The following is a 20136-nucleotide window of genomic DNA, read 5'->3' on the forward strand; positions in this document are numbered from 1 at the left end:
CATAATGACTCAAAGTCACTCACTGATTCCAGCGCTTCTCACGGACAAAGTCGCTATCATCACTGGCGCCAGTCGTGGACTTGGTGCCCAGATAGCTCGGCAAATGGCAGCAGCAGGCGCTATCGTTTGCGTTAACTACTTAAAAAGTAAAGAGATGGCTGATAAAGTCGTTGCTGATATTGTTAAGGCAGGTGGACAGGCGTTTGCTTATCAGGCAGATGTTACTGAGCTTGAACAAGTGAAGGCACTAGCAGATGAAGTGGTTGCTCGTTATGGACGCATTGATATATTGGTCAATAATGCCTTGCCAAGCTACCAGTTTAATCCTAGTGCTGATTATACCAGTATTGAGACTGTCAAATGGTCGCACTTTTCTCAGCAAATGGATGGCATCGTCAAGGGTGCTGTTAATACGGTACAGGCTGTACTACCACAGATGAAAACGCAGCAGATGGGCAAGGTTATCAATATCTCAACCAACCTCGTTTATAATCCAGTGGTCACTTATTACGACTACACGACTGCTAAGTCTGCATTGATTGGGCTAACGCGTAACTTGGCTGCTGAACTTGGCCAGCATGGTATTAGGGTTAATTTGCTGGCAGGTGGGCTACTGAAAACCACTGATGCAAGCAGCTTAACGACTGAAGAAGTCTTTGATTATATCGCCACCACCACACCGTTACGTCAAGCGACCTCAGTGGCTGACTTTGCCAATTCCGTGCTGCTGATGGCGTCTGATTTGAGTGCGGCTATCACGGGACAGTCCATCGCTGTTGATGGTGGTTTGACCATGCCTTGACTATGCATGGTTCATTGTCATAACAAGCCCCTGATATGCTAGTATTTTATTGCACTGATGATTCAACGCTAACAAAAATAAAATACAAGATAAGCGAAAGTTTAAATAAATTGAATGATATATAGAGGAATAACATGAATAATCGTAAACGTGCAGGGATTGTTACCGCAGTGCTTGGCATCGTCGCCTTTATGGCGCTGTTCAATGCTAGTTCACCGACATCTATCCTGAACTGGCCAGTAGAGACCTATATGGGCTTGGCATTTACGATTGGTTGGTTGAGCAGTGTACCCAATTGGTTGGCTTATGTGTTGTCAGCCGTGGTACTTATTTTGATAATCGTAGGGTTCTATAAAATTGGTAGCTGGGTATATGGTCTGGTAGCGGGTAAGCGCTAACAGGCAATAATTTAAAGACCAGCTCCTACTCAAAAGCGATAGATTGGACATATTCTGATCTGTCGCTTTTTCATGTTTGATGATTTATTTTTAGCGACTTGTCATTTATAGATTGCTCAAGATTGCAAACAATTTGTTTGATAAGCCAAAATTGTTTGTTTCTGTTTATCAACTATGTTTCAATCGCTATCTTTTATCAATATTTTCATATGTTTGAAATATACTCACTTTACTTAAATCTTGAATGGAGCAAGGGCTATGCAAGGAAGTAACTCGCCAAATGGCAGTCCGCCACCCGATAGTTTTGATACAGCAGCGCAAAGCTCTCGTATGCAAAGATTCCTAAAAGGGGTGGAGTGGCTCGGTAATCTACTGCCACATCCTGTCATTTTGTTTGTATGGATGTCTGTGCTGTTGTTGGTACTCTCAGCAGTCATGTCTTACTTTGGTGTATCGGTGATTGATCCGAGACCAGAGGGCACCAGTGGTCGTAGTGCCGATGGCATGATTGAAGTCGTCAACCTATTGAACGGCGAGGGCTTAGCGCGTATTGTTGAGAATTTAGTCACCAACTTTACAGGCTTTGTGCCGCTCGGTACGGTATTGGTGGCATTGCTAGGTGTCGGTATCGCTGAGCACTCTGGGATGATATCAGCCGCCCTGCGTGGTCTGGTCATGAATGCGCCCAAAAAGATGGTGACCTTTACCATTGTATTCGCTGGCATCATGTCAAACACAGCAGCAGAGCTTGGCTACGTGGTGTTGATACCACTGGCAGCGGTCATCTTCCACTCGCTCGGTAGACATCCGCTAGCAGGTTTGGCAGCAGCATTTGCTGGGGTATCAGGGGGCTATAGTGCTAACTTATTGCTCGGTACGGTAGATCCTCTATTATCAGGGATTACCCAAGAAGCGGCGCGTATCATCGATCCCGCTTATACCGTTGGCGCAGAGGCCAACTGGTACTTTATGATCGCCAGTACCTTTTTAATCAGTGGTCTGGGTTATTTTGTCACAGAAAAAATCGTTGAGCCAAGCTTGGGAAAATACAATCCTAACGATGCTGATGACGCTTCTGTATTAGAGACGCAAATTGAAAAAGTATCGTCAGTTGAAAAAAAAGGACTGCTGTGGGCAGGGATAAGCATGCTCATATTTTGCTTATTGCTGGCTTGGACAGTGGTGCCTGCAGACGGCATCTTGCGTAATGCAGAGACTGGGCTGGTATCAGGGTCGCCATTCTTAAAAGGCATTGTGGTATTTATCTTTGTATTCTTTGCGGTACCGGGTTATATCTACGGTAAAATCACTGGTAGCATCAAGAGCAACCAAGACGTGGTCGATGCCATGAGTAACGCCATGAGCTCATTGAGTATTTATATTGTGCTCGTATTCTTTGCGGCACAGTTTACCGCGTTCTTTAAATGGTCGAATCTTGGCTCGGTGATGGCGGTATCTGGTGCGACATTCCTAAGTGATATTGGTCTCACTGGACCTTTACTACTGGTTGGTTTTATCATTATTTGTGGTCTGGTCAACTTGATGCTTGGTTCGGCGTCTGCACAGTGGGCAGTGACCGCTCCGATCTTTGTGCCGATGCTCATGCTCACCGGTTACGCGCCAGAGATGATTCAAGCGGCATACCGTATTGGCGATTCAGCTACCAACATCATCACTCCTATGATGAGCTATTTCGGTCTGATTTTGGCAGTAGCGATGCGTTATAAAAAAGACACAGGGGTCGGTACGCTGATGGCTATGATGTTGCCATACTCTATGGCCTTCTTAATTGGTTGGACCATCTTGTTCTCTGTTTGGGTGTTCGTACTGGGTCTACCAGTAGGACCTGGCGCAGAGACTTATTATCCTGCGAGGTAGTTGTTCAATGAATAATCGCTAATAAGATTTAGTCGTTATTCGCAAAATAAAAACCCTTGTCAGATTGAACTGACAAGGGTTTTTGTTGGCTGTATAAAAGAGCACTCTTAACAATTTTGCTTAAAGCTGTTCTATTTATGATGCTATGTGAAACTGCTCAAGTACTGCTTGTATTCCGTACTCTTCAATCGTGCCGGTGACAAAGTCCGCACGCGTGATGAGAGCAGGCTGAGCATCACCCATGGCAACCGCATAGCCGACCAAATCAAACATCTCCAAATCATTCATGCCATCACCAAATGCCATACACTCGCGCGGCTCCACACCATAATATTGACAGACGTCTTGAATACCTCGTGCTTTAGAGGCATTTGCTGGCAAGATATCTGCACCAATATGATGCCAATGGACGAGCTTTAAATCGTCCTGGGCAAAGTCGATGTCTTGCATTTTGTCTTCTTGATTGTTGAAGAATACCGAGCACTGATAGACCGGATTCGATAGGTAATAGACTGGGTCAACGATAGAGTTTGGTGTTCTGGCATTGTATTCACGCAGGCGTGCATTTTCACCCGACCAGGCGATATGCGTGGCAGAGTCAAACTTATGAATGAGCTCGCTTGTTTGGCATAACTGGACGATTTTGTCCGTCTGCTCAGCAGATAATGGGTAATGACTGATGACACCGTTTTTATCAAAGCTGTACTGCCCATTCATACAAATGATGGCATCCAAAACATCAGCGTCGAGCAACGCTAAAATATCCGCTGGCAATATCGCTTTAGAGCGTCCCGTCGAAATCACCAATTTAATATCAGTCTTGGCAAGCGCTTCAAGGGTTGCTTGGTTGTGTGCTGCGATAACACCGTTACGGCTGAGCGTATCGTCAATGTCAAAAAATATCACTTTTGGCACAGACAATGTATGGTTCATATTGGCTGTTGCAGCCTTATCTACAATAAACATGAGCATCCTTTATGTTTAAAAATGACTATTTAGGTATTCAAAATAGGTATTCAGAGTCCTTGAAATTTGCTTAATATGATTTAAGCGTTATTGCTAATGTCGCAGTTTAAGGTCATTAGTAAGTATTCATTTTATACGGCTAAACATACAATAATAGGAGTGTTTGGCTATCTTGTGTATGGTGTTTGCGATGGTAGTTACCATTGATATCCAAATCAAGCCACTGGATAGGTAGTTGATTTTTTGGTTTTTGACTTTATATAAAAACTAAATATTATTTATACTAAGTTTAGTATTGTTAATAAATTATAAAATAAGAAATTGCCAACTAACCACTTCGACGTAAAAACTATCGAATAAAAATTGTTACCTAAGGGCATCATCATGAGCTTACCTACCGAAAACAATGTTAGCCAAAAAGCATTAGACAATGACTTGTTTAGCTTGTCACCGCGTCATCCTGACAGTCGGCTTGAGGCAGATTGGTTGTTCTTATTTAACAAACTACCACCTGATCAATGGTTTAGCGCAGATTATGCTTACAAAACATCAGGTTGGCTAAAAGTACATACTAACATACGCAAGCGTCAGCGTATCCTGACACAGATTAGTGAAGGTTATCAATCTGGCGAATACGACTGGTCAGCGTATCGCTCGCAGCTACTCAAGCGTATCAATATGCATGTGTTAAAACTGCATCAACACCACGGGGTAGAGGACGAGGGGTTTTTCCCTGAGTTTATTCGGATGTATCCAAAGTTACAGGCAGGGTTTGAGATATTAGGTCGCGACCATGTGCGCTTGGATGCGCTACTCGATAAGCTACAAGTACAAAATGATACGCTGACGAGAAGTGAGTGTGAGGATAAACTGCTGGCAGCGCAATTGCATCAGACTTTGGTGGGTGCGACCGATTTACTCTCGCAACATTTGACTGATGAGGAAGATTTGGTGATTCCGATTTTGGGTTTAAGGCAGGGTTAGGGGATTTCTTACCAATCATCACTTGTAGGACGCGTTTCACGTACCATTTTTGTCTATATAATAATTTTATCCAAGCTTGTGACGATTATAAATATTATTGGGAGCCATTCACGCCTTCCGCTTGTATCTGCTATCTGCGCGAGGCGAGGGCTACGGTTTGGCGTATCTCTTCTAGCACTCACAACTCGCCCAGCTAAGCAGGATACCGCTACAGTCGGGGCTAGCGGTGGGCTTATGTTCTTTTCATTATTGGTCGTGGTTATTGCTTATTTGAATTATTGATAAAAGGAATGTTACCGTTTTTTGAAGCCGATATAACGCTAAATTGTTGGTATTTTAGGTTATTATATTGATTTCTAATAACTTCTTTTCTATACCACCAAACAAATTGTTGAGGAATAATCAACTCTCTATCTTCATCACGACTTTTTAATATTGGATATTCATTCAAATTTATAATTAAAGTAGGCAGATCACGCTTAATTGCTTCAAAAATAATAGAAGTATCTAGGTGATTAGATAGATACCTATAATTGGATTCATCCAAACCTTCTTTGCTTTCAGTTCCATTTGTCAAACTTGTAAGTGTTGGAATATAAGCATTAATTATTCTATAGGCAGCTTGTGAATCTGAGTTAACTAAAAGTTCAACATAATTGTTCAAGCGAGTTTTGTCTACATACTCGCTTAATATCCAAAAAATACATGATACTAAGTCAGGCTGTTCAGATGTAATATCAATAGTCTCGATATCAGAAAAAATTCTCTTACCTAGGTGATTACCTAATTCATTTCTTTCTTTTAAACTAAAACAGTTAGGTTTAGGGTTCTCATTATCACTATGATACAGCCATCTAAATAGCTCAGTCTGATATTTAAGTGTTGGAGCATTATCAAGCGCAAGTTTCGCAGTGACTATTTGCTCATTTTTATTGATATTAAGTATCATATCAGCAATTAACACTACAGATTGAACAAGAGGATTAAAAGACAAAAAGGTTCTAGTATCAGGAATAATATCGCCAACTTGCGCTATAGATAAAATAAGAGGCTGGTAACCATCACTATTCCAGTCAATTTGGCTACGTAGTTTTTGTATTACCTTTTCAGCATTTTTAGGTGTTATAAAGTCTTTTAAGGGATTAGCTTGATGATTATAAGGCTCATCCCAGTTGTTTATATTTTGAAATACCTGGGTAACTGCTACGTCAGATATATCACTAGGTGATACTGAGTAACCAAAATATCTTGAAAAATAGTTTTTCGAACATATCCTTTGGTTATCAGTCCAAACTTTATGAGAGTCGCCTGCGTAGTGCATTTTTCCATACACAGCTTGTAACTTAGGGAAAAGATTTTTTAATAATTCTTTCAAATCTTCTTTATTACTTGATGTAGTTGTACTCAGTGCATTGTCAATTAGAGTTTTAATAAGATCTTTGTCAGCATCATAAGATGAGCCACTACTTGTAGGAAACGTTCCAACAAATAGTTTCTCATTATCTCTGATAGATTCGTATAGCCTAGGATAGAAAGCTCTAACTCCTTCGATTAACATCAGATCAACAGGGTTGACTTCACCTTTTAAAATAGGCAAAGAGAACGTTAGAATATTGCCATAAAGCTTTGCTTTTCTTGGTGTAGTAATGCAGCTATCAAATGCAGAGACAAAATTGCGAGCAAAATCTTGAGCTTGCTCTTCAGTTAGTTGAATGTTGGCTAACTCAAGAGCTGTATCTACCCCTTGAAAACAAAAATTTCTTAAAGTTTGTTTATCGATATATGGTAAATGCAATGGCACTTGAATAATTTTTTCTAGAAACGCTTCGCCCGAGTTTCCTTGAGAGGTCGAATATCTATCCTGTAAAGATGAAGCGACAATATCTTTATCAAACGCGAGAATGTAAGAGGTATACTTGAAATCTGCTGTCAATTTTACTAGACGAAACAAGGCATGAATTTCCGTCTTATCCAACCTATCTACATCATCAATTAATATCAATACACGTTTTTGAGATTTTTCCAGAAGCTGTTCAGTCCTACTCTTGAAAGCGTTTATGTCAGGCATTGAAATGAATGAGGTTGCAATTTCACCGACTCCTCCAATTCCAGCTAAAGAAGCCAAAGGTGAAATAACTTTCTTACCAATTTCTTTAAGCGTATCTCCTTTTGTCTCCAGTTTATCATCTAAGGCTTCAGCTATTTGGTTGAAAAACCCCATTAATAGCTGGTCTTCTGTACCAAATCGCCAAGGATTAAATTTTATACATATAACACCATTGTTCGCATTAAGAGATTGTTCAATAAAGTTGAGAACTGAGGTTTTACCATCACCCCATTTGCCATAAAGACCAATTACGATACTGCTTGGATCACGCCGAGTAGCAATTACTTGTGCTACTCGTTCAGAAAACTTCCAACGAGAGAATATATCTTCATCTTTAGTAGAAACTGGAGCGTCGGACGAGTAGTTTTCAGTTGTCATTTCAATCCTTAATAAACTGAGATGTAGTCAAAACAAGTGCTTTAATTCCAAACTGTGAATTTCGCTATCGCTCCACCCACGCTCCTGAATTAAATTTGCGAGTTTATCCTGCAACCTCAACACTCGTCACATTCTGAAAACCTCTTGGCAACTGCCCACCACGATTACCACGACTGCCCGTATAGTTGGCTAAATCGTTTGGTTTTAGCGTCACATGACGTTTGCCAGCGGTAATAATTAAGCTGTCTTGTTGACTGAGTGGCGTGATAGCGAGCACCTCTTCACCGTCTTTTAATTTAATCAGCTTATTACCTTTACCACGTGCCTGTTCAGGCAAGTCATCAAGAGCAAATATCAATAGATATCCTGCATTGGTCACAACAGCGAGATGGTCAGGCGCTACATTTGCATTGGTTTCTGAACCGTCAGCATTAGCAATCGTTTCCACTGGTGCATCGATACGCGCAACAGAGAGCAAGCGACTATCAGCCGCTAGATTGATGATGTTTTTACCCGCTTTTTGATTGCTATCGAGATTGCCAATAGTATTGATAAAACCATAACCTGCTGAGCTAGCAAGGATAATACGTTGATCGTCAGCACCCGTTAATAACTGCTCAAAGCTAGCACCTGCAGGCGGTTTAAGTACGCTGGTTAGCGGATCACCTTGACCACGGGCAGATGCCAAGTTGTGTGCGTCGATGCTATAGCTGCGTCCGGTACTGTCGAGCACGTAGATTCTCTCATTGGATTTGCCAAGCACGTGGGCTTGATAGCTATCACCCGAGCGATAGGTCATGCCAGCAGCATCAACGTCATGGCCTTTGGCGGCACGTATCCAGCCCGCTTTCGATAGGATGGCGGTAACAGGCTCGCTTGGTATGAGGTCGGACTCTTTGAGTGCTTGCGCTTCCTCGCGTTCTGCCAATTGCGATACGCGCTCATTGCCGTGTTCCTTCATATCAGCGGTAAGCTCATCAATCATCAGATTGGTCAGGCTGTCTGGATTGTCCAAGTATTCTTGAATGATGGCGCGTTCAGCAGCCAGCTCATCTTGCTCGCGGCGCAGTTCAATCTCTTCTAGTCTTGCCAGCTGACGCAGACGAATGTCTAAGATAGCATTGGCTTGTATTTCAGTCAGATCGTAATCTTGCATCAATGATAATTTTGGATCGTCTTCTTCACGAATAATACGGATGACTTCATCGATATTCAGATAGGCAATCAACAAACCTGCAAGGATATGCAAGCGCTTATCAATTTTATCGAGGCGATATTGCAAACGACGGGTGACCACTGAGCGGCGACAGACGAGCCATTCTTCAAGGATTTCTTTAAGATTTTTGACCTGTGGTTTACCGTTTAGACCAATCATATTCATATTGACGCGGTAATTGCTTTCAAGATCAGTACTGGCAAATAAATGACTCATGACACGTTCGACATCGACGCGCGATGAACGTAGTTCAAGCACGATACGGCAAGCGTTTTCATGATCTGACTCATCATGAATATCAATCACCCACGGCAGCTTTTTATCCATCATGAGTTTAGCGATTTGCTCTTGAATCTTATTGCCTGACACTTGATAAGGAAGCGCGTCGATGATGACGAGATTTTTTTCTTTTGGGTCAATATGGAAAGTTGCGCGCATTTTATAGCTGCCACGGCCGCTCTCATACATCGCTTGCAAATCTTTTTTACGGGTAATGATTTCAGCTGGCGTTGGCAAGTCAGGCGCTGGTATCGATTGGGTTAATTGTTTAACCGATAGCTCAGGATTTTTTAGCAGACGAATAGCCGCGCGTACCACTTCATTAAGGTTATGCGGCGGGATATCGGTTGCCATACCAACCGCAATACCAGTCGTACCATTTAATAAAATATTGGGCAGGCGGGCAGGTAGGGTGGTTGGCTCTTGCATGGTGCCATCGAAGTTATCTTGCCAATCAACCGTGCCTTGTCCTAGCTCTGCAAGCAAAGTATTGGCGTAAGCAGACATTTTGGCTTCGGTATAACGCATCGCGGCAAAGGATTTGGGATCATCAGGGCTACCCCAGTTACCTTGACCCGTGATGAGCGGATAGCGATAACTAAACGGCTGTGCCATTAGTACCATGGCTTCATAACAGGCGCTATCACCATGCGGATGATATTTACCCAGCACGTCACCGACCGTACGCGCCGACTTTTTCGCCTTGGCAGAGGATTTCAGCCCCAGTTCGCTCATCGCATAGACAATACGGCGCTGTACAGGCTTTAGGCCATCAGCGATATTGGGCAACGCCCGATCCATGATGACGTACATAGCATAGTTGAGATAGGCTTGTTCAGTGAACTCCGCCACGGAGCGGGTATCCATCGGTTCATTTGGGATAATGGGAGCAATCGTATTATCAATAACATCGGACATAGAATAGGTTTCGCTTATCAGTTTTAATAGATATAAATAATTGGTGCAAGTGTGCAAATAGGATAGTGCTATCGTAAAGGATATTGGCAAAATTAAAAAGGCATAAGTCAGAATAGACGACAGGTCGTGACGTGCTAGATATAACATCCTTACTCTAAGATGTTTAGCATGAGGTGTTTAGCAAATAATAGCAACGCGACGGATTTATACTTTTAAAAATTTCGATAAATAACGATAAAAATGACGAATCTACTAATAACAAACAAATATCTATTATAAAAAAAGTGGCTATTGTAGTGGGTATTGGTATTTAAGTTGCTGATTTTAATGAATATATACACCGTCAAGTAAGTTTAAGAACTCAAGTTTCAATCTTTTGTATTGAGTAGTTTGTATAAAGTGTGTATGTTATCAACAAAGGGCTATTTACCGCTATATTGTTGATCCTTCGCCATATTTTATATCGTCAGCTGCCCATCATTACTTGTGTTATAACAATGGTTGGCTGTACGGCGATATTTGGTATGTTTGACCTTTTGGGTTAGGAATGGATTGATACCAGCACACTATTATTAGGAGCAGTAAGATTATGGAAAATCAAGGTAACTTAATTCGTCGTGATGACAAACCGTGGGTAGAAACTTACGAAAAACTTGGCATCCAATACGACATTGATATGCCGCCCGCCAATACTTCTTTGATTGATATCCTCGAACAGAATTTCGTTACCCATGCAGGTCGTACCGCTTTTGTGTGCATGGATGTGAAGCTTTCTTATGAAGATTTAGACCGTTATAGCAAACAAATTGCCGCTTACCTGCAGTCGCTTGGCCTACAAAAGGGCGATAAAGTAGCGGTTATGATGCCCAATATCTTGCAGCTACCGGTCGCTGTACTAGGGGTGCTACGCGCTGGCATGACCTTGGTCAATGTCAATCCACTTTATACCACCAAAGAGCTTGAACATCAGTTAAAAGACTCTGATACCAAAGTGCTGTTTATCCTAGAAAACTTTGCCAAAACCTATCAAGACATCGGTAAAGACTTGGTTGATCATGTTGTCATTACCTCGATGGGCGATTTGATGAGCCCGCTAAAAGGCTTTATTGTGAATGCGGTCGTGCGCCACGTCAAAAAATTGGTCCCTGATTATAAAGTTAACGGTAGCGTAAACTTTAAAAAAGCACTCAATAAATTGTCTGTCAAAAACTATAAACGCCCAACCAATATCGGTCTTGATGACGTGGCGGTCCTACAATATACCGGTGGAACCACAGGTGTTGCCAAGGGCGCGATGCTGACGCACGGCAACTTGGTCGCCAACCTTATTCAATGTGACACTTATCTTGGCGATGCGTTTGATAAGTTCCAAGAGCGTAACGAACAGCCGGTTATTATGACGGCCTTGCCGCTGTATCATATTTTCTCATTTACCGTTTGTGGTATGTACGGTTTATATAGTGGTTGTATTGGTCTATTAGTGCCAAATCCACGTGATGGCGCAAGCTTAATCAAGGCTTATAAAGACTATCCACCGGCGTTTTTCCCAGCGGTCAACACGCTATTTAACGCGCTTGCCAACAGCGAAGCCTTTCAAGCATTGGACCATAGCAAGCTTGAGATGTCGATGGGCGGCGGCATGGCAGTATTAAAAGACACCGCGACTAAGTGGGAAAAAATAACCGGCAATATTATCGTCCAAGGTTATGGCTTATCAGAGACATCTCCTGTCGCGTCGGCAAACCCGCAAGGTACCGGCGAGTTCTCAGGAAATATCGGTCTACCGATGCCAGCGACTGACATGGCCATCTTGGACGAAGAAGGTAATGAGTTGCCAATTGGTGAGCGCGGCGAAATCTGTGTTCGTGGTCCGCAGGTCATGAAAGGCTACTGGAAACGCGAAGACGCGACGGCTGAGGTCATGACGGCGGATGGCTATTTCCGTACCGGCGATATCGGCGTGATGGATGAAGAAGGTTACTTTAAGATTGTCGATCGCAAAAAGAATATGATTTTGGTCTCAGGCTTTAACGTTTATCCAAACGAAGTAGAAGATGTGATGTCTGGTCATCCAAAGATTTTGGAATGCGGCGTTATCGGTATCGACGATGAAAAAAGCGGCGAAGTGCCGAAGATTTTTGTTGTGCGTAGTGATAACAGCCTGACTAAAGAGGAAGTACTTGCTTATGCCAAAGAAAACCTCACCGGTTATAAGCGTCCTCGTTATGTTGAATTTATCGACGAGCTGCCAAAATCTAACGTCGGTAAGATTTTACATAAAGACTTACGCGCCCTAGAAGAAAAGAAACACGCTTAAACCGTCTCATATCATAAATAGCCTAATACCAAATTTAGCGGGCTTTTTATAGCGCTTTATCAATACTGAGCATTGATAAAAATATCTTGATATTTGATAGGCGAATGGTGAAAGATGATAAGGTCTTATGCAAATGACCTTATCATTTTTTTTGTTTTTCTATAAGGGTTTGCTAGTATTCATAGAGAACTGGGCGCAAAACTGCTATAGTTCTTGCCCATAGATACTCTATTTAACAGGTGTATTTGACGATAAATGTAGAATATTATCGTCATAAATACCCTTAGACATGCTCTATATGTCTCGAGATTTTTAACTTAAAAGTTTGTGAATGACAAATTCTCTTGAATAAGCAGTTTCTTATGTCATAAGACTTCTTATTCACAAGTTTTTGCTTTTATAACTCAGTGATTGTATACCACGGTGATTTTATTTAATAAATTTTGATAGCAACTTACTAACAGTAATATTTAGGGAAGATTATGACGGACAGTACCAATAAAGAAGCCAAAAACCATAACGCTGCGGCAGATAACCAATCAATGGTTGAAAGTACCTTTCCTACCATGCCGACGATAGACAGCGACAGTCCGTGGTTAGGCGCATATGAGCGCTATGGCATCAATGCAACCATCGATATGCCAGAAGACAATACGTCTTTACTGGAAGTGTTCGAACGTAATTTTAGCCGTTATGGGCAAAAACCTGCTTATATTTGCATGGGTTCGTCAATCACCTTTAAGCAGTTAGATTTATACAGCCGCCAAATCGCCAGTTATTTGCAGTCGTTAGGGTTGGTCAAAGGTGACAAAGTTGCCGTTATGATGCCCAACATCTTGCAATATCCTATTGTGATGCTCGGTATCATCCGCGCTGGCATGATTTTGGTCAACGTCAACCCGCTATATACCAGTCGCGAGTTGTCGCATCAGCTAAACGATAGCGGCGCCAAAGCATTATTTATCGTTGAGAATTTTGCCAAAACTTACCAAGAAGCCGAAGACAAAGGTCAAGTACAGCACGTTATCGTCTGTAAATTGGGCGATATGCTTGGTTTGGTCAAAGGCACCGTCGTCAATCTTGTTGCGCGCCACGTGAAAAAGATGATTCCGGCCTACCGCTTGCCCGGTAGCACGAGCTTCAAACACGCGTTAAATGCTATCTCAGCGAGCAAGTATAAGCGTCCTGATTTAAACTTAAGCGATGTGGCCTTGTTGCAATATACGGGCGGTACCACCGGTGTTGCCAAAGGCGCGATGCTGTCACACGGCAACTTAGTCGCCAACATGCTCCAAATCAGTGTCTTAATGAATAGCGCCTTCGACGACGATGTCGATGCCGATGACGTGATTTTGACCGCGCTGCCGCTATACCATGTGTTCTCGTTTATGGTTTGCGGTATGTACGGCATGTACCAAGGTTATGCTGGCTTGCTGATTCCAAATCCGCGTGATTTGGATGGCCTGATTAAAGAGATGGCGAAATATAAACCGGCATTTATCCCGGCGGTAAATACCTTATTTAACGGTTTGGTGCATAAAGAAGGCTTTGCCGATTTAGATTTCTCTAATCTAAAAGCCTCGATTGGCGGCGGTATGTCGGTCTTGCCAAGCGTGGCAAAAGAGTGGCATAAAATCACTGGCTTGCCCATCGTTGAAGGGTACGGTTTGTCGGAAACCTCACCAGTAGTGGCCTTTAACCCAATGACCATCTCTGAATTTACCGGTAAAATTGGTATTCCTGCTTCTAGCACTGATATTATTTTAATCGATGATGATGAAAATGAAGTTGCACTCGGCGACCGCGGCGAAATCTGTGTCAAAGGGCCACAGGTGATGATTGGTTATCAAAACCGCCCACAAGAAACAGCTGAAACCTTTACCGCCAAAGGTTTCTTGAAAACGGGCGATATCGGTATCATGGACGAAAAAGGCTTTATCAAAATCGTTGATCGCAAAAAAGATATGATTTTGGTGTCAGGCTTTAACGTCTATCCAAATGAAATCGAAGAAGCCATGAGCGAGCATCCGAATGTGGTAGAATGCGGCGCTATCGGCATTCCTAATGACGAGCGCGGCGAAGATCCTAAGCTGTTTGTGGTCAAAAAAGGCGAGGTAACCGAGCAAGAGCTGATTGATTTTGGCAAAAAACAATTAACCGGTTATAAGCGTCCGCGTCATATCCAGTTCGTGGATGAATTACCAAAATCAAACGTCGGTAAAATCCTGCGTAAAGAATTGCGTAAGATGGAAGGGTTAGAATAAGGTTGGCAGCAGACCTTTAACACTAAACTTTTGGCATCAAACTTTTAGCACTAAATCTTGCGAAAGTAGCGGCGTAATAGCTTGGTGATTCTTGCTATTGCGCCGCTGCCACGTTAGGATAACGTCATCTTTTCGCTTGCTAACATAGCTGTTGACGTCGCGACGACCCTATTATTTTATAACGCTTTATCACTTTGATTTTATAACATCGTACTAGGAAATTTTATGCGTATTGATAACCGTGAGCTTAACCAACTTCGCTCGATCAGCTTTGAGCGCCATTACACGAAGCATGCTGAAGGTTCAGTATTGGTCAGCTTTGGCGATACCAAAGTACTATGCACTGCGAGCGTGGAGGCAGGCGTACCGCGCTGGCTCAAAGGTAAAGGCAAAGGCTGGGTTACTGCCGAGTACGGCATGTTGCCGCGTGCGACCAATACTCGTAATCAGCGCGAAGCGGCTCGCGGTAAACAGTCAGGTCGCACGCAAGAAATCCAGCGTTTGATCGGTCGTAGCTTACGAGCGATGATTGATTTGGGTAAACTTGGCGAAAATACCATCTATCTTGATTGTGATGTCTTGCAAGCGGATGGCGGCACGCGTACCGCCAGTGTGACGGGCGCGGCCATTGCCCTTATCGATGCGCTAGAAAGCCTACAAAAAGCCAAAAAGCTAAAAGCTGATCCATTAATTGGTTTGGTCGCTGCGGTATCGGTTGGTATGAAAGATGGCGAAGCGTATTTGGACTTAAACTACGAAGAAGATGCCAGCTGTGATACTGATTTAAACGTGGTGATGACCCAAAAAGGCGAGTTTATCGAACTACAGGGTACGGCAGAAGAAAAACCTTTTACCCGCGCTCAAGCAGACGCTATGCTTATCCTTGCCGAAAAAGGTATCGCTGAGCTGATCGATATGCAAAAAACAGCATTAGGTTGGTAAATCTCTAAGCGTATTTTTAAGGTTTATTATTTCAATTTTTAACCATCCACTGCTCTTAAACAGGTATTCATGCATGCTAAAGCTGACCGATGACGGCGCCAAAATCACCTTGCAAGGTCAGTCGCCCGCAGCCGATAATGGGCTGTTTTGGTTTGGCACCGCATTGTTGGTTGGAGCGGTGGCGGTCGCTTTGGCAATGAGCTTGCTACCTGAGCGCTTAGCAATTGGCGCTTTGGCACTATTGATTATTGGTAGTTTTATTTTTAATCGGCAGCGCCAACAGCGTAAAAAAACCATGAGCGGCGTTATTAGTAGCGGCGTCTTGTGGGTGCGCGATGGCGAGTTGGTACATGACAATCAAGGTAAGCGCGAGCATATCCATCTGAGCGCTGGCGACAAAATTACCTTAATTGGCGAGCAGCTACAAATTGCCGATTGTGATGACATTCGTAAATATCTAATCAGTGGCTTTGATAATATCCAAGAAGCAACCGCGACCAAAGCCATCCTACAAGGTCAGGCTTTGAGCAAACGCCATGCCAATATCAAAATGAGCGATGAGTAAATTATTGATTGGCTTTCATCCTTTCGTCTGTTTTTCTATAGATAGTCTACAAGCTGATAATAGCTAATTATCCTTCCTAAATCTCCGTTCATATTTCTAAAGCCGATATCTTTATAAAAACCATATTTTTATAAAAACCAAGCCTCGTTTTACCACTTATCCTTAAAATTATACCTTTTATCGCTTACCTCAAAGCAATAGTACTTGCAGATTCCTGTACAAATGGTTTATAAGTAGGATTGAAAAATTTATCTTATTTACCGTTAATACGCTTATTGATGCCAGCTTATAAAGACCAAACTTTGTGAATGGTCAAAGCTCAAGCTAAGTCATCAATAATATGTTGCCAAGGAGTTGGTCATGTCGCGTTTGTCCTTTTGGTCAATCACAACGTCGAGCAGTGCATTATTATTTACCTTTGCTACAATTTTTCCGGTCAGCCAAGCAAATGCCGATAGCATGAGTGCCTTGATTGCACAAAAATCAGCCCAACCTGATTATAGCGCCCGATATACCCCAACGTACTCAGCGGTTCCTCCTGCCAAAGTCAGCACGCGCTCTACCATTCAACGCGCTGGCAATACGGCCAGCTATCGCTCGAATGCGAGCAGCGCGCCACCAAGTTATACGACTAATAGCGCGTCTAATAACAGCTACTCTAATAGCTCTTATTCTAACCAAAATACTTATATCGGTAATGCCCAAAGCAATTATCGCTATCCGGCAGTCCAACGCCAGGCGCCGACTGTTTTGCCGGCATTTTTATCGGGCAGTTATGATAATGTCGATAGCGAATATTTGCCGCTACTTAGTAATGCTGAAACCCAAAGTAGTCGGGCAGCGCGGGAAGTCATCAGCACCGCGCGCAAGATGGCGCTCAATGAGCGGACGATTATTAAAGGTGGCTGCTGGGATTATCTCAATGCGGTATTTAATCGAGCAGGGGTGAGCCGTAATACCATCCATAAAGGCACCTACGGACAAGGCCCTTATGCCAATAGCAGTGAGATAGAAGTCGGTGACTGGCTCTACTATATCAATCACGGCTACAATGGCGTCGAGCACAGCGGGCTGTTTGTTGGCTGGGTCGATGAGAATGCCAAGCAAGCATTGATACTTAGCTATGCTGGTGAAAATCGCCGTGAACCTGCGCGCTATCGTGTTTACGACTTAAGTAATGTCTATCAAATCATGCGGCCAAATGTTTAATATAGTAAGTGAAAAGTAATATCGATACATCACGCACTGCTGATATCAATTTTTCTTGCTTGCTGTGCCTGCGCAGACAGAGGCGACAAAAAATTGATATCAGCAATACCGTCGCGTTTTAGGATATTTTGACTATAGCGTTGATTTGAGCCAACAAGACTTAAAAAAAGCGTCCGTCACTTTAATATGTAACGGACGCTTTTTTGTGAGTTTCAGACTCAGATAAAAATACTTTTAAGGTAAGTCAGCTTTACTTTCCATTATTTTAAAAAGGTTTTACCACCACCAAAATGACAATGAAAATTAACGCAAATACGGGGATTTCATTAAACCAGCGCCAAAATTTATGTGATTTATAATGCGGATTATCAATCAGCCTTTTACGATAAAATCCGCAAGCGCCATGATAGCCTGATAGCAGTACTACCAATAATAATTTAACGTGTAGCCAGCCCTGAGTTTTATAAACATCCCAGCCCATTCCCAACATCCATAAACCAAACAACCAAGTGGCTATCATCGATGGCGTCATGATACCGCGATAGAGCTTGCGCTCCATAATGGCAAAGCGCTCGTGGCTGATGCTATCGTCGCTCATCGCATGATAAACGAATAGGCGCGGCAGATAAAATATCGCTGCAAACCAGCACACCATAGAGATAATGTGAGCCGCTTTAATCCAATTAAAATAGTCTGCCATCATTTTCTCTCTTACGTTTTAATATTTTGTGCGCAATGTCGTGCGCAATTTCTTAATTAATAATGTCGGCAAGCTTAGCGCAGATGAGGCGATAATGGTAGCGGCACGCATGGCATTTACTCTGCTAAGACAACTTGCGACTGATGACCGCTCATGGCATCCATGACAGGCACTTGCTTTGGCGCTCGTGGTGCGGCAAATTGCTTAGTTAAGCCAAGCTCGCGCATCAGCCTATCGTCACCTGATTGGCTAGCATTGCCGGTGGTCAAAAGCTTATCACCATAAAAGAATGAATTTGCCCCTGCCATGAATGCCAATGCTTGCTCAGCATCAGATAAACTTTCGCGTCCAGCAGATAAGCGTACATAGCTGGTTGGACAGCAAATACGCGTCACCGCAATCGTCCGTATCCATTCAAGAACAGATAGCTGACCTTCTGCTAAGACTTTATCACCGATCGGCGTCCCTTGAATAGGCACCAATAAATTGACTGGAATAGATTCAGGCGCTTTGGGCATTTTCAGTAGCTCATGAACCCAGTCGATGCGGTCATCACGACTTTCACCCATGCCAACGATGTTGCCGCTACAAACGTTAATACCTGAATCGCGTACATTTGCAATGGTATCTAAGCGCTCATCATAGCTGCGCGTACTGACCACTTGTTCATAGTAACTTCTCGAGGTATCGAGATTATGATTGTAATAATCTAAACCTGCATCCGCCAACTGTGCCGCTTGGTCTGTATCAAGCATGCCAAGGGTCATACAGGTTTCAAGTCCCAATGCTTTGATTTCTTTGACCAGCTCGACCACATAAGGCATGTCTTTGGCGCTTGGGTGCTTCCACGCTGCACCCATACAAAAGCGCGATGAACCTGTGGCTTTGGCGCGTTTGGCAGCGGCAATGACTTTATCGACTTCGATACGTTTTTCCGCCTGTAGCTTAGTGGTATCGCGGTGGTGACCAGACTGCGAGCAGTAACCGCAATCTTCAGGACAGTTACCAGTCTTGATAGAAAGTAAGGTGCTGATTTGTACTTCATTAGCGCTAAAGTGTTGGCGGTGTATCGTCTGTGCTTGCAGTAATAAATCCATCAACGGCAAGTCAAACAACTGAGCGATTTGCTCACGGCTGTATTTTTTCTCGCGGTTTTTAGTTGCGTCTGTCGCTAAGCTTGCTAAAAAATCATGGGACGCATTTTTATTATTAAGTGTTGAATCAGTATTGTTATGATTATAGTTATTGGCATTCGGTTCTGAGATATTAAGCAATCCTGCCATGAGATAAATCCTTTTATAACGATATTAAGAGGTATTAGATAAATTAATAGCGATTAGTTAAATTAAGAAAAATTGAGTAACCTTGGGTTTATGCCTTTGTTAAAGTGTAGACAAAATAATTTAGGCAATAAAAAAAGGTTGCCGTATAGTATACCGCAACCTTTTTAGAAAATCAGAATAGTACTAAGTAGTGAAACGTATCTAGGTTATTTTTACACTAGATTGTTTTTACGCTAAATTGTCCTTACGCTAGATTATATGGACGTTAGCCAGCTACTCTCTGCTTATTTTCACTCGTGACATTATTTATTCGATTGAGTTATTATTTACCCAATTTATGCTTAGCAACGCCGATCCAATGATTGGCAAACTGCTGCGCTTTATAGGCATAAGGCTTGGCTTGTTGAATATAAGGTTTGTACTGTTCTGGCACCGCTGGCACGATATGTTTGGCAAGCTTATTGAACCACATCATGAGGCTATAATCGCCCTCGATGCTCAAATTGCCTTCTTGTACAGCGTTCATAAAAGCAGGCAGGCTGCCTTTGGTCAATAGCTTAACGCCCGTCATCGAATCTTTAAAATTAATCGTCAAATCAGCGTCTTTGGCATGACCGCTATGCTGACTAAATTGACCATTATCAAAGCTATAGTAACGCGCGATATCAGCGTCAGTGCTGGCAAGCTCGATAGTGACTTTACGATCAGCAAACAGCGCTTTGACGTCTTCATCTTCGCTATCAGCGAGCATCGATAAACGATAACCAATCACCGCCAGTAACACATCTAATGGGTCAGACTTAATATCTAATACAGGAACAGTAAACATAATCGAACTCCTAAACAACCTAAAGAATGAGAAATGAAACGCAAAATAATGCGTACTTTATAACAATTTTTATGACAAATATATAATTAGATTATAAACGA

The 20136-nt window shown here is 42.7% G+C and carries 15 protein-coding genes; 9 read left to right on the forward strand and 6 right to left on the reverse strand.

From position 1 onward, the window contains the following. The first annotated feature begins 4 nt into the window (after positions 1-4). The 3 genes from CXF58_RS12650 to CXF58_RS12660 all read left to right on the forward strand — a co-directional run bounded on the left by CXF58_RS12650 (position 5) and on the right by CXF58_RS12660 (position 3078). Positions 5-802 carry a 3-oxoacyl-ACP reductase gene (locus CXF58_RS12650; protein WP_102077701.1) on the forward strand — a complete coding sequence of 266 codons (798 nt, stop codon included), beginning with the start codon at positions 5-7 and terminating at the stop codon, positions 800-802. A 134-nt stretch (positions 803-936) separates the two neighbouring features. Then, entirely contained in the window at positions 937-1200 is a 264-nt protein-coding gene (locus tag CXF58_RS12655) for a hypothetical protein (RefSeq protein ID WP_102077702.1), read from the forward strand. Between the two features lie 258 nt (positions 1201-1458). Then, entirely contained in the window at positions 1459-3078 is a 1620-nt protein-coding gene (locus CXF58_RS12660) for an AbgT family transporter (RefSeq protein WP_275950101.1), read from the forward strand. Positions 3079-3213: 135 nt separating this feature from the next. Here the strand turns inward: CXF58_RS12660 and CXF58_RS12665 are convergent, their stop codons facing one another. Further along, positions 3214-4044, reverse strand: a complete 831-nt coding sequence (locus CXF58_RS12665) for a Cof-type HAD-IIB family hydrolase (protein WP_102077703.1) — start codon at positions 4042-4044, stop codon at positions 3214-3216. 384 nt (positions 4045-4428) lie between these two features. Between CXF58_RS12665 and CXF58_RS12670 the strand changes: the two genes are divergently transcribed. Further along, positions 4429-5028, forward strand: a complete 600-nt coding sequence (locus CXF58_RS12670) for a hemerythrin domain-containing protein (RefSeq protein WP_102077704.1) — start codon at positions 4429-4431, stop codon at positions 5026-5028. Positions 5029-5287: 259 nt separating this feature from the next. Here CXF58_RS12670 and CXF58_RS12675 read toward each other — a convergent pair whose 3' ends face one another. Both CXF58_RS12675 and parC read right to left on the reverse strand, forming a co-directional pair. After that, the gene (locus CXF58_RS12675; RefSeq protein WP_102077705.1) at positions 5288-7513 is read right to left on the reverse strand and encodes a KAP family P-loop NTPase fold protein; all 2226 of its coding nucleotides are present in this window, start codon (positions 7511-7513) and stop codon (positions 5288-5290) included. Between the two features lie 103 nt (positions 7514-7616). Continuing rightward, on the reverse strand, positions 7617-9926 hold the full coding sequence (gene parC / locus CXF58_RS12680) for a DNA topoisomerase IV subunit A (RefSeq protein ID WP_102077706.1): 2310 nt from the start codon (positions 9924-9926) through the stop codon (positions 7617-7619). 589 nt (positions 9927-10515) lie between these two features. On the opposite strand from parC, the gene CXF58_RS12685 reads away from it, so the two are divergent. From CXF58_RS12685 to CXF58_RS12705, 5 genes are all read left to right on the forward strand, one after another. Further along, complete coding sequence (locus CXF58_RS12685; RefSeq protein WP_102077707.1) at positions 10516-12243, forward strand: AMP-binding protein; 1728 nt, start codon at positions 10516-10518, stop codon at positions 12241-12243. A 542-nt stretch (positions 12244-12785) separates the two neighbouring features. Continuing rightward, positions 12786-14507: an AMP-binding protein gene (locus tag CXF58_RS12690; RefSeq protein ID WP_372396276.1), complete on the forward strand. Its 1722-nt coding sequence runs from the start codon at positions 12786-12788 to the stop codon at positions 14505-14507. Between the two features lie 225 nt (positions 14508-14732). Then, positions 14733-15449 (forward strand): ribonuclease PH, encoded by a 717-nt coding sequence (rph, locus tag CXF58_RS12695; RefSeq protein WP_068403634.1) that lies wholly within the window; start codon positions 14733-14735, stop codon positions 15447-15449. 73 nt (positions 15450-15522) lie between these two features. Beyond that, positions 15523-16014 (forward strand): hypothetical protein, encoded by a 492-nt coding sequence (locus tag CXF58_RS12700; RefSeq protein ID WP_102077709.1) that lies wholly within the window; start codon positions 15523-15525, stop codon positions 16012-16014. A 360-nt stretch (positions 16015-16374) separates the two neighbouring features. After that, positions 16375-17223, forward strand: coding sequence for a hypothetical protein (locus CXF58_RS12705; protein WP_102077710.1), 849 nt, complete (start codon positions 16375-16377; stop codon positions 17221-17223). A 265-nt stretch (positions 17224-17488) separates the two neighbouring features. Here the strand turns inward: CXF58_RS12705 and hemJ are convergent, their stop codons facing one another. The 3 genes from hemJ to CXF58_RS12720 all read right to left on the reverse strand — a co-directional run bounded on the left by hemJ (position 17489) and on the right by CXF58_RS12720 (position 20035). After that, positions 17489-17923 (reverse strand): protoporphyrinogen oxidase HemJ, encoded by a 435-nt coding sequence (hemJ, locus tag CXF58_RS12710; RefSeq protein ID WP_102077711.1) that lies wholly within the window; start codon positions 17921-17923, stop codon positions 17489-17491. 116 nt (positions 17924-18039) lie between these two features. Beyond that, positions 18040-19206: a biotin synthase BioB gene (gene bioB / locus CXF58_RS12715; protein ID WP_102077712.1), complete on the reverse strand. Its 1167-nt coding sequence runs from the start codon at positions 19204-19206 to the stop codon at positions 18040-18042. A gap of 322 nt (positions 19207-19528) precedes the next feature. After that, positions 19529-20035, reverse strand: coding sequence for an SCP2 sterol-binding domain-containing protein (locus tag CXF58_RS12720; RefSeq protein ID WP_102077713.1), 507 nt, complete (start codon positions 20033-20035; stop codon positions 19529-19531). Positions 20036-20136 lie beyond the last annotated feature (101 nt).

The sequence above is a fragment of the Psychrobacter sp. Sarcosine-02u-2 genome, assembly GCF_002836335.1.
Lineage (GTDB): Bacteria > Pseudomonadota > Gammaproteobacteria > Pseudomonadales > Moraxellaceae > Psychrobacter > Psychrobacter faecalis.